Origin of the sequence: Microcystis sp. LE19-84.1B (genome assembly GCF_027531875.1) — a bacterium.
In the GTDB taxonomy this organism is placed as follows: domain Bacteria; phylum Cyanobacteriota; class Cyanobacteriia; order Cyanobacteriales; family Microcystaceae; genus Microcystis; species Microcystis panniformis.
The window spans coordinates 1-10,177 of the sequence record NZ_JAPZSR010000068.1 but is presented as its reverse complement, the minus strand read 5'-3'; the positions used below and the strand labels follow the sequence as shown (position 1 = coordinate 10,177).

At 43.2% G+C, this 10,177-nt stretch carries 11 protein-coding genes and 1 pseudogene; 8 read left to right on the top strand and 4 right to left on the bottom strand.

Annotated features, from left to right (window positions below; translation table 11 throughout):
• Positions 1 to 141 precede the first annotated feature (141 nt).
• Positions 142 to 430, top strand: a pseudogene (locus O9324_RS03840) (HNH endonuclease); the annotation flags it as partial.
• Between the two features lie 308 nt (positions 431 to 738).
• Here the strand turns inward: O9324_RS03840 and O9324_RS03835 are convergent.
• On the bottom strand, positions 739 to 2,346 hold the full coding sequence (locus tag O9324_RS03835; RefSeq protein ID WP_288139519.1) for an MFS transporter: 1,608 nt from the start codon (positions 2,344 to 2,346) through the stop codon (positions 739 to 741).
• 470 nt (positions 2,347 to 2,816) lie between these two features.
• On the opposite strand from O9324_RS03835, the gene O9324_RS03830 reads away from it, so the two are divergent.
• From O9324_RS03830 to O9324_RS03815, 4 genes are all read left to right on the top strand, one after another.
• The gene (locus tag O9324_RS03830; protein WP_288139518.1) at positions 2,817 to 3,920 is read left to right on the top strand and encodes a glycosyltransferase family 4 protein; all 1,104 of its coding nucleotides are present in this window, start codon (positions 2,817 to 2,819) and stop codon (positions 3,918 to 3,920) included.
• 98 nt (positions 3,921 to 4,018) lie between these two features.
• A complete protein-coding gene (glsA, locus tag O9324_RS03825) occupies positions 4,019 to 5,035 on the top strand; it encodes a glutaminase A (protein WP_287630269.1) in 1,017 nt (338 codons plus the stop codon).
• Positions 5,036 to 5,668: 633 nt separating this feature from the next.
• Positions 5,669 to 6,028, top strand: coding sequence for a YtxH domain-containing protein (locus O9324_RS03820; protein WP_002761233.1), 360 nt, complete (start codon positions 5,669 to 5,671; stop codon positions 6,026 to 6,028).
• Positions 6,029 to 6,394 (top strand): DUF948 domain-containing protein, encoded by a 366-nt coding sequence (locus O9324_RS03815; protein ID WP_193961841.1) that lies wholly within the window; start codon positions 6,029 to 6,031, stop codon positions 6,392 to 6,394.
• On the opposite strand, the gene O9324_RS03810 is transcribed toward O9324_RS03815, so the two are convergent.
• Complete coding sequence (locus O9324_RS03810) at positions 6,391 to 6,519, bottom strand: hypothetical protein (protein WP_288139517.1); 129 nt, start codon at positions 6,517 to 6,519, stop codon at positions 6,391 to 6,393. The two genes, O9324_RS03815 and O9324_RS03810, sit on opposite strands and share 4 nt — an antisense overlap.
• Positions 6,520 to 6,552: 33 nt before the next feature.
• Here O9324_RS03810 and O9324_RS03805 point away from each other — a divergent pair, with 33 nt between their 5' ends.
• Positions 6,553 to 7,167: a molybdenum cofactor guanylyltransferase gene (locus O9324_RS03805; RefSeq protein WP_288139516.1), complete on the top strand. Its 615-nt coding sequence runs from the start codon at positions 6,553 to 6,555 to the stop codon at positions 7,165 to 7,167.
• On the opposite strand, the gene O9324_RS03800 is transcribed toward O9324_RS03805, so the two are convergent.
• Entirely contained in the window at positions 7,120 to 8,385 is a 1,266-nt protein-coding gene (locus O9324_RS03800) for a DnaJ domain-containing protein (RefSeq protein WP_287630267.1), read from the bottom strand. The two genes, O9324_RS03805 and O9324_RS03800, sit on opposite strands and share 48 nt — an antisense overlap.
• A 105-nt stretch (positions 8,386 to 8,490) precedes the next feature.
• Between O9324_RS03800 and O9324_RS03795 the strand changes: the two genes are divergently transcribed.
• The gene (locus tag O9324_RS03795) at positions 8,491 to 9,042 is read left to right on the top strand and encodes a ferric uptake regulation protein (RefSeq protein ID WP_002737956.1); all 552 of its coding nucleotides are present in this window, start codon (positions 8,491 to 8,493) and stop codon (positions 9,040 to 9,042) included.
• A gap of 4 nt (positions 9,043 to 9,046) precedes the next feature.
• On the opposite strand, the gene O9324_RS03790 is transcribed toward O9324_RS03795, so the two are convergent.
• A complete protein-coding gene (locus tag O9324_RS03790; protein ID WP_002766044.1) occupies positions 9,047 to 9,469 on the bottom strand; it encodes a SufE family protein in 423 nt (140 codons plus the stop codon).
• A 330-nt stretch (positions 9,470 to 9,799) separates the two neighbouring features.
• Between O9324_RS03790 and O9324_RS03785 the strand changes: the two genes are divergently transcribed.
• The coding region (locus tag O9324_RS03785; protein WP_288139515.1) for a DUF3782 domain-containing protein at positions 9,800 to 10,177 on the top strand (378 nt) is incomplete at its 3' end.

Below are 10,177 nucleotides of genomic sequence, written 5' to 3'. Positions count from 1 at the left end.
AATTACTGGTGCAAGTTGGGAATCTGGTAATGTACCGCAAGTCCTTCGTCATCGCTGTGCTTATCTAAATGGTTGCCTTTTTTAACTTTTTTATTGATCTCATTAAGCATTTCTACTTATTGCAAAGGTGAGATGCTCCCGACTTACTGGGCGACCAGACGAGGACAAGCAATCGACACACCTACAAGAGTAGCTAAACTACTTAAGAAGCAACAAGGCAAATGTAGCCGATGCGGACAGTATTTTACCCCATCGGATTTAATTGAAGTTGACCACATTCACCCTATCAGCTTAGGCGGAAAGGACGAATACAAGAACCTTCAATTGCTACACCGCCACTGTCACGATGATAAATCGGCATCAGATGGAAGCCAAGATGGCAACCAAAAGAAGTCAAGCGGTATCCTTAACAAGGGAACAGTCAAACTAGGAGCCGTGTGAGGTGAAAGTCTCATGCACGGTTCTGAATGGGAGGGGAGGTCGGTGACGACCTTCTCGACCCCTAATAGTAAGCAGTCGGACATAAATTCTGTCGTCTGTCTTAAGAAATGTAATTCTGGCAATTCTTGCTGACGAGCGACGACCGACGACCGGTTACTGACTCCTGACTCCCACGGTTAACTTTACTTTTGTCCGACCACTTATAACTTTGTCTTGATAATTTACAAAACGATTGGAACCTGAAGAAGAAAAATTATTACGGGGTTTAACTGACAGTGTTTCTCAAAAAACTGATGTTTACTTTTCCTCTTGTCTTCTTGTTGCTAATTGGTCTAAAATTTCGGCGTGAACTTGGCGACTAATTGGATAAAAATAGGCAAGAATTAAGCTAATGAGCAGAAAAAATGCTGGTAAAGGAGCAATTGCTAGGCGAATTGCTATTAAAGCACTATCTGGCTGCAGGGGAATTGCTTCTCCTGGGATTCTCGGTTTAAACCCTGATGTTTCTAAGGCAATACCGACAAGAAATAACCCCAAAGCTAAACCAATTTTTTGCAGAAGTACCATGAAAGCATAAAAAATACCTTCTCGACGTTTTCCTGTTTCTAATTCATCTAATTCAATCACATCGGGAACCATTGACCAAGGAATTAAATAGGCCACAGATACGCCAAATCCTGCCAAAACTGCCAAAGCATACATTAAAGTTATTTCTCCTGGTTGGAGCAAAAATAAACCAATTTGGGCAATAATCCAGAATGTCATCCCTAAAAAATAGACTATCTTTTTGTCTAATTTCTGACTAACTGCTTGCCAGAAAAATAACATCACTAAAGCTGTTCCCTGTACTGCCAAAGCGACTAAACCCGATTCTGCTTCCGATAGTCTCATGTAGCTGACGACGTAGTAAACCAAAATCGAGGCGGTTAACTGTACTCCTAACCAAGCACAAAGATAGATGCCAATAACGTATAAAAAGGGACGATTACCAAAAACTATTTTTAATTGTTCTTTCAGGGGAATAGTTTCGGTATTATTAGCCGCTTCTCTTTGTTTAATTGCCGCGCTATCCTTGAGATGATTTTCAGTTTTGCCATAGTAAAGGGTTAACCCCGAAACTATCCCTTGTATTCCTAATAAGATTGTGGAAATAGCGATAAAGTCTCTGGGATTCACCCCAATTTTTCCTAGTCCATAGACCAAGGCAAGCGCACCGATAACTATAAAAGCAATTGCCAAAACTTTTTTCTGGGGAGAATTGAGAATAGCTTTTGCTCCTCGTTCTTGCAAAACCAAAGCGCACCAAATAACTGCTATAATCGACATTAAAGCACAAACTACACCTAACAATAAAAAAGCTTGATGGAGATCGTTGGCATAGGACGATGAGACGAGAATATAGAGAATTAATGAGAGAATGCTGCCCCCGATAGAAAAGGCAAAACGAAAACTATTTAAGCGGGTTCTCTCGTTATAATCATGGGTTAATTCAGGGGTGAGTGCCTGGTAGGGAAGATTGACTACCGTATAGGTTAAATTAAAGATAATGCCGATAAAAATATAATATAAAAATAACCATAATTGGTTATTAGTCGGGATTAACCACAGTAAAAAATAGCTAATTCCAAAAGGAATCGACCCCAATAACATCCATGGTAAGCGACGACCCCAGATAGTACGGGTTCGATCGCTCCACATACCGATGATCGGATCGTTAATAGCGTCGAAAATTCTCACCACCATCAGCACACTACCAGCTAATCCTGCCGATAATCCTGCCACATCAGTCAGGAAAAATAGCAGGTAAAATACCGAGATATTGGCAGTGATAGCCGGTCCCAAATCCCCCGCACCATAGGCGATTTTTGTGGTTAAATTGAGTCTTTCAGAAGTCAAATGAGCCATAAAAGCAATTACAGAGATTAAAATAAGCTTAACCGTTCCGGGTGTATTTGTAACCTTTGTCAGCGCAGTTGAGGAACTTTAATTTTTTTTGTCTCTAGTAATTCCTGAAAATATCTAGCGTTAAAAGAGGAAGATTCCTCGATAACACCAGGGACAAAGAAATGGCTTTATCTTTGGCATCCGGGAAAATTCTGACTATTTCCCCGTCCTTCACTTCCTATCTATCGCCCTGGCAGCATCATCAGCTAAACTGACTAATATCAGTTATTTTAGCTATCAGCATCGAAATTCCCCTTATTCTGGCAGTTAAACGGGAGAAGATCGACTAGATTGTTCTTTTTCGGACTGTTAGCGGTTAGGATGTATTACTTGGGGGACGATCGAGATAGATCAAGAAAGTGCGATAGTACAGATAAGAGATCAGGGAAAATTTTTTCGCCCAACCTAAACCTTTTTGACACTGACGTTCTATGATGCCTCATATCTTCCTATTTTTAGAGATTTTTGCCCAAGAAGGCGGTATTCAATCCTATATCAAGGATGTTCTGCCAGCTTATCTCACTTTGCCCGATTGCGAGGCGGCCGAGGTTTTTTTACTGCGGGATGCCCCTGATTGTCCTAATCCTTTCAAAAATCAAGGTATTACCTTTCATTACCTGAAAAATAACTCAGCAACTCTCGGACGCATTCAATTAGCCCTTAAGTTTCTGGTTTCTCTCCTCATGAAACGTCCCCAACGGGTTTTTTGTGGTCATATAAATTTAGCCCCCCTCACCCGTCTTTACTGTCAAGTTTTAGGCATACCCTACACCGTCCTCACCTACGGCAATGAAGTCTGGGAACCTTTAGCAAATTCGCAAAAACAGGCCCTGCAAGCGGCCGCATCGATCTGGACAATTAGCCGTTACACTCGCGATCTTATGTGTGAGGCTAACGCTATTGATCCCAAAAAAGTAGCAATTCTCCCCTGTGTGGTGGATGAGGAAAAGTTTAATTTAGGCGAAAAGTCCTTGACATTAATCAAAAAATATGATATAGAAAATGCCAAAGTTTTATTAACAGTGGCCCGGTTGTGGTCGGGGGATATCCATAAAGGGGTAGATGTTACCATTCGGGCCCTGCCGACAATTCTAGAGACTTATCCCGAAGTAAAATATCTAGTCATCGGACGAGGGGACGATCGCCCCAGGTTAGAAGCTTTAACCAAGCAGTTAGGAGTGGATAAACAGGTAATTTTCGCGGGTTTTGTCCCCACAGAGGAATTAGCCGACCATTATCGTTTAGCCGATGCTTACGTTATGCCCTCCCGGGAAGGATTCGGGATTGTTTACCTAGAGGCCATGGCCTGTGGTATTCCCGTGATTTCTGGAGATGAGGACGGTTCAGCAGAGCCGCTGCAGGATGGTTTGGTGGGGTGGCGCGTTCCCTATCGAGATGCCGAAAAGGTGGCTCAAGCTTGTTTAGAAATTTTGCCAGGTCAGGATCAACGTTGTCACCCGCAATGGTTGCGTCAACAAACTGTAACTAAATTCGGCAAAAAGACTTTACAAGCAAAATTACGGCAGTTAATCTAATTATAACTTCATTGGGCATCGTCTCCTCAATACCAGCCACTGACTAGCCAAAACCACAACTTTGTCACTCATTATTAAGATAACTGCTATACTCCTCTATGGCTTCCCCAAAAGATTTTATTAGTCCGGTCAATTCTGGTCAAAAGTTGGTCTATCCTTTTCGCAACTATCTTAACTATCTTCACGAAAAATACTCTGATTTACAGACGGGTAAGATCGCCGATTATATTCCGGAATTAGCCCTAGCAGCTCCACAATGGTTTGGTATTTCGGTAATTACCACTGACGGTCAGATTTTTGAGGTGGGAGACTGTCAGCAAACCTTTACAGTACAATCGATTTCTAAAGCTTTTGTCTTTGGATTAGCTCTAGAAGATCACGGACGGGAATACGTTAATAGTAAAGTCGGTGTTGAACCCACGGGAGAAGCTTTTAACTCGATTATGCTCGATGAAAAAACCAATCGTCCCTATAATCCTATGGTTAATGCTGGTGCGATCGCTACCACGGATTTAATCACCGGACAGAATGCCACCGAAAGGCTAAAACGTATTTTAGAAATGTTTAAACGCTATACGGGTAGGGACCACGAGATTAATGTCCCCGTTTTTCTCTCGGAAAAATCCACCGGCAATCGCAATCGGGCCATGGCTTATCTGATGCTAAATTTTGGCATGGTCAGCGATAAAATTGAAGAAACCCTCGATCTTTACTGTCAACAATGCGCCATTCTCGTCCATGCTCATGATTTAGCTCTGATGGCTGCTACCTTGGCTAATGGGGGTGTCAACCCAATCACAGGAATACGGGCGATCGATGAACACTACGTTCAAGATGTGATCAGTGTTATGCTTACCTGTGGAATGTACGACGCTTCGGGAGAATGGACTTATCGGGTAGGATTACCAGCAAAAAGCGGTGTCGGTGGCGGAATTACGGCAGTAGTCCCCCATAAGTTGGGAATTGGCACTTTTTCGCCCCTTTTAGATGAAAAAGGCAACAGCATCAGAGGAGTGAAAATTTGTCAAGATATTTCAGAGGATTTTGGTTTACATTTATTCAATGTGGCCAAACCAGAACGAGATTTAAAAACATGGCTTGAAGGCAATAGTTGATACCACCCCCTACTTCCCTCTCCCCACTCTGCCATAGCTTTTAAACAGGATTTAGTCTGATAAGTAGGGAGGTACAATTATTTGTAGGATGGGTTAGCGGTAGCGTAACCCATGCGGGCGTTGGGTTTCATGCTTCAACCCAACCTACGTTCTCCTTACCCCACAGTTAACTTTACTTTTGTCCTGAAAATCGATAAAACCCCACACCCCACCTGCCCCCAGGAAAAACTTTTTGCCGCAACCCCTACTTAACTGTCCCTGACAAGAGCGCCTACCGGCCCTAGAAAATTAATTTGGCCAGAGGTCTGTGGAAAAAATTTCGTAAACCTCTTGACAAAAGCAGCGGATTGTGTGTAATATAAATATTGTGTGAGGAGTATAAGTTCAGTATAAGAGGAACCTTTGGGGTCGAAACACGGCAAGACTCCCAGAGGTTCTTCTTTTTCACTCCCTTATTGGCTCAAAGTCAGCCATAAAATCAGGTTTTGCCCGATCGCTAGTTTTTTCTCAAGTTATCCCTTCTAGGTCTGTTTTTGCTTGCCAAGAGCAACAGGTCAAAATTTTTGCCGAAGAAACTGCACAAGAGCAGTGTAATTGCTCGTAAAATTGGGAATTAAGTACAGGGGCAATCCTATGGCAGATAAAAATAACGGTAACGGTGGCTTATTCGTCGTCGGGGTTTTAGTGGGCAGTGCGATCGGGGCAGTGGCGGGTTTATTAGTAGCGCCGAGATCTGGAAAAGAAACCCGTCGAATTCTGCAAAAATCCGCCCGGGCTTTGCCTGAATTAGCCGAAGATCTGACCACGACGATGCAATTACAGGCCGATCGCCTATCGGAATCGGCCCGGCGTAATTGGGATGATACTTTAATGAGATTAAAAGAGGCGGTGACAGCTGGAATCGAAGCTAGTCAAAGTCTAGCCACGGACAATCCCTCCCCCGACTCGCAAGAATCCCCCCAAGGCGATAATCAACACTCGAATCACTACTAAATGACCGAACCTATTTTCTGGCTAGGATGTTCTTTACTGCTAGTCGCCGTTAGTTTAACGGCGGTTTTCATCGCCGCTTTACCTGCCCTGCAAGAGTTAGCCCGGGCAGCCCGCAGTGCCGAAAAATTATTCGATACCCTCCATCGGGAATTTCCCCCGACTCTAGAAGCAATTCGCCTAACAGGGGCGGAAATCAGCGAATTAACCGAAAATATCGATGAAGGGGTCAAAAGTACCCGCCAAGTTGTCCAAGGAGTCGATCGCAGTCTCGGTAGTGCTAAAGCCGGTCTCAGCAAGTTCGATCGTGGCAGCCGTCGCCTCTTGATCGGTTTGAAAGTCGCTTGGAATACTTGGAAACGCAGTTAAGCAGATGGGGAAGTGGGGTGTGGGGTGTGGGGTGTGGGGAGTTTTCTCAGTGAACTGATAACTGATAACTGATAACTGATAACTGATAACTGACTCCTGACTCCACCAACAAACTTTTTCAGCAAACCCTACTTAGGCAGAGGAGAATATAAGTTATTATGAGTGATTTTCCGGCTTTAACGGCGTTAATTCTGGCTGGTGGTCAAAGTTCCCGTATGGGACGAGATAAAGCTTTGTTATCTTTTCAGGGTCTCTCTTTTCTAGAGAATATCTGTTTAATTGCCCAAGATTGTGCAGTACAAGTGTATGTAATTACGCCTTGGCCAGAACGTTATGAACTGATCATTCCCCAATACTGCCGGATAATTAAGGAACCGCTTCCCACTAGGGGGCCTTTATTGGCCTTTGCCTTGGCATTAACTTTTGTATCAACCGATTGGGTTTTATTACTCCCTTGCGATTTACCTTTACTAACGCCTCCAATTATTCAAGAATGGTCAAGATTATTAGCCACTGTACCAGAAAATGCCGTGGCTTTGGTTCCCCGGTGCGGGAATCGTTGGGAACCTCTCTGTGCTTTTTATCATCGTCGTTGTTTAGCATCTTTGCAGACTTATATTCAGCAAGGGGGAACTTCTTTTCAAAAATGGTTAAATGTCGCTGTGGTGGAGGAATTAATTATCGATAATTCCGAGATTTTATTTAACTGTAATACTCCGGAAGATTTAGAGATAATAATAAACTCCCCAGATATTAACCGTAAGAAAACCTAGCACAAAAGGGAGTAAAAGTAAAGAGATCGGCGAAGAAATATTGGATAAATGGCGATAACCATAGTAGAGCATTCCGGTTAGATAACCGCCCGTTACACCGATAATTGCGCCAATAATATCGCCATTGATGGACAAATAGGAAGTGAGCAAAATGACGAGGGAAAAGGGCAAAACTATTAGGCCAGCTAAAAATATATCGCCAGTAAAACTACCATATTTATTACTTAATTTTCTGCCAAACCAACTAGATAAAGTCAGAATAATAAAAGGAAATACTGCCCAGCCTAATAACAGCAAAAACTCAGATTTAACTGTCCAGTTTTGCCAAGTAAAAGCGATAAAAAAACTGCTGATGATTGCTGCTAATGCACCCGTAGCCAAAGCCTGATTACGGTTAAGCTTTAAAAAAGACTCTGCTAGACCGGTCTTGGGTTTGAGCAAAGATGAGCCAGATATTTTCAGCAAATTAAAAACAATAAAAAGAGTTTTTGACCACTTGATTGATTGCGGTTGTCGATAACTTTTATGAGCATCTCTTAACTTATTGGCAATGGCATGATAGCGGCGAAAATTTCCCTGTTGCTTAAATTTCTTGGCTGCTATTTGAAAATCTTTTCGTGCTGCTGGCAGTTCCGAGAGTTCCTCTAGAGCTAATCCTCTGTGATAATAGAATTGGGGGTTATTGGGGTCAATGGCGATTGCTTTGCCATAAGCTTCTAGGGAGGATTGGGTGTAACCGAGTCGTTGACGGGATAAACCGAGGTAATAGTAAGCTTGGGAACAATCGGGTTTTAACTGCAAAACTTGCCGACAATCGCTTAAAACTTGCCGATCCTGCTGATTATGGTAGTAAACTTCCGCCCGTTGCAGATAGGCCTGCCAAAATTGCGGATTAATTGCGATCGCTTGCTGGTAAAATGCGATCGCTAGTTGATAATTTTTCTCTTGAGCGTAGTGCCATCCCTGTTGATAAAAATCCTCGGCACTGGGGTTAAAAGTGGGTATTTCTGGGGATAAACTGCGATCATACTCTTTTCTTTTGTCTTTATCGCTCAAAACCCGATAAGCTTGTTCAATTTCCCGAAATTTTGTCACTGCTTCTGGATCATTGGGATTATAATCGGGGTGATATTGCCGGGCCAGACGACGAAAAGCGGCTTTTATCTGATTATTACTGGCATTACGGGGAATTTGCAGGATTTCATAGTAATTTTTCATACTCGAATGCGGGGGGAATTTTCAACTACTGAAAATTGTTGCCAATGGCTCGCCGAAACGACTATCATTGTCAATTAAATAGCTTTTATTGAGAGTTGATCGCTTATGTCTGCCTACACTGCTTCCTCCCTGAAAGCGGAACTCAACGCGCGGGGGTGGCGCTTAACTCCCCAGCGAGAGAAAATTCTGCACGTTTTCCAGAATTTACCGAAAGGCAATCATCTCAGCGCCGAAGAATTGCAGGAATTGCTGGACAAAAGGGGGGAAGGAATTAGTTTATCGACAATTTACCGCAGTGTTAAACTGATGTCGCGGATGGGAATTTTGCGGGAGTTGGAATTGGCCGAGGGTCATAAACACTACGAACTCAATCAACCCTATCCCCACCACCATCATCATTTGGTCTGTATTCAGTGTAATAAAACCATCGAATTTAACAATGATTCCATTCTCAAACACAGTCTCAAACAGTGTGAGAAAGAGGGTTTTCAGTTAATTGACTGTCAGTTAACGGTGATGGCCATCTGTCCGGAAGCTTTGCGGATGGGTTGGCCGTCGGGAATACCGAGTAATTGGGGTTGTACCCGTTCGCTGGTGGATACTCGTTTCCAAAACTGCGAGATTCCCGAATCAAAGGAACCGGAACCAGAAAACTAGACATCTAAGCGGACATTCCCAACTGAAAACCGAGAGCTTTTTTCTGCATTAATTGGAAAATATTATAAAATCCGTTGGCGCGGGAAGGGGTAAGACTGACTTTTAAACCGGTTTCTTCGATAAAATCTGGGGTGACTTGCAGGATTTCCGAGGGAGTCAGTCCATTTAACCCCTCGATTAACAAAGCAACTAAACCTTTGACTAATTGTGCGTCGGAATCGCCTTTATACCAAACTTGGCCATTTTCGATGTCGGCAGTGATATAAACTTGGGATACACAGCCGTGGACTTTATTAGTGGGGATTTTGGCAGATTCTGGTATTGGTTCTAGTTTTTTAGCAAAAGCTAGTAATTGTTCGTATTTTTGCTTAGGATCGGTACGACGTTTGAGGCGTTCGACGATGCGATCGAGATTAGACGGGAGCATATTGCAAGTTAAAATAGGAAAAAATTAGCCAATAGCTTTTTTATATTAGCATTCTTGCGGAAGTTGAGTGCTGTGGTTATCGATGCTAGGACTGCCTTGGTCAAAGCGCATTGATGCTATCTGCTAGAATTGGCATCAATCAAACACCACGCTTGCAGGGGTATTCATCCGACATTTTAGGTAAATTCCAGAAAAAAAACCACCCTAAACCCCACAGTTGTCAAGTCTTTTAAATAATTCTTAATATTTCTTGCCGTTTTGCTCTCTGGCTCTTGTCCAGCTTTTCGACGGAATCGCTAAAATGATCAGGGGTATTTTAGAGGCAAGTCTATGAGTGAACCGGTAACTCTTGCGGATATTTACCAGCTATTCCGCACTTCCGCCGAGGAATATGATCGCCGGGCTGAGGAATATGATCGCCGGGCTGCCGAATCCAAGGCGGAATATGATCGCCTGGTTGCCCAATCCAAGGCGGAATATGATCGCCATAGAGTCGAAATAGAGAGCCTCCTAGCCGAATCTAAACTAGAAAGCGATCGCTCCATGGCAGAACTGAAACGGACGGTTGAACGAACCAGCAAAGCGGTAGATAGTCTCACCACTCGCTGGGGTCGATTTGTGGAAGAATTGGTAGAACCGGCGGTTTTACGGCTTTTTCAGGAAAAAGGCATTGATATTAAGGAAGTTTATCCCCGCGCTAGAGTCAAA

Coding starts and splice junctions, on each gene's coding strand:
- glsA (WP_287630269.1), top strand. CDS start 4,019: ATGGCTTCCCCAAAAGATTTTATTAGTCCGGTCAATTCTGGTCAAAAG.
- O9324_RS03790 (WP_002766044.1), bottom strand. CDS start 9,469: ATGCTCCCGTCTAATCTCGATCGCATCGTCGAACGCCTCAAACGTCGT.
- O9324_RS03830 (WP_288139518.1), top strand. CDS start 2,817: ATGATGCCTCATATCTTCCTATTTTTAGAGATTTTTGCCCAAGAAGGC.
- O9324_RS03795 (WP_002737956.1), top strand. CDS start 8,491: ATGTCTGCCTACACTGCTTCCTCCCTGAAAGCGGAACTCAACGCGCGG.
- O9324_RS03800 (WP_287630267.1), bottom strand. CDS start 8,385: ATGAAAAATTACTATGAAATCCTGCAAATTCCCCGTAATGCCAGTAAT.
- O9324_RS03835 (WP_288139519.1), bottom strand. CDS start 2,346: ATGGCTCATTTGACTTCTGAAAGACTCAATTTAACCACAAAAATCGCC.
- O9324_RS03815 (WP_193961841.1), top strand. CDS start 6,029: ATGACCGAACCTATTTTCTGGCTAGGATGTTCTTTACTGCTAGTCGCC.
- O9324_RS03805 (WP_288139516.1), top strand. CDS start 6,553: ATGAGTGATTTTCCGGCTTTAACGGCGTTAATTCTGGCTGGTGGTCAA.
- O9324_RS03820 (WP_002761233.1), top strand. CDS start 5,669: ATGGCAGATAAAAATAACGGTAACGGTGGCTTATTCGTCGTCGGGGTT.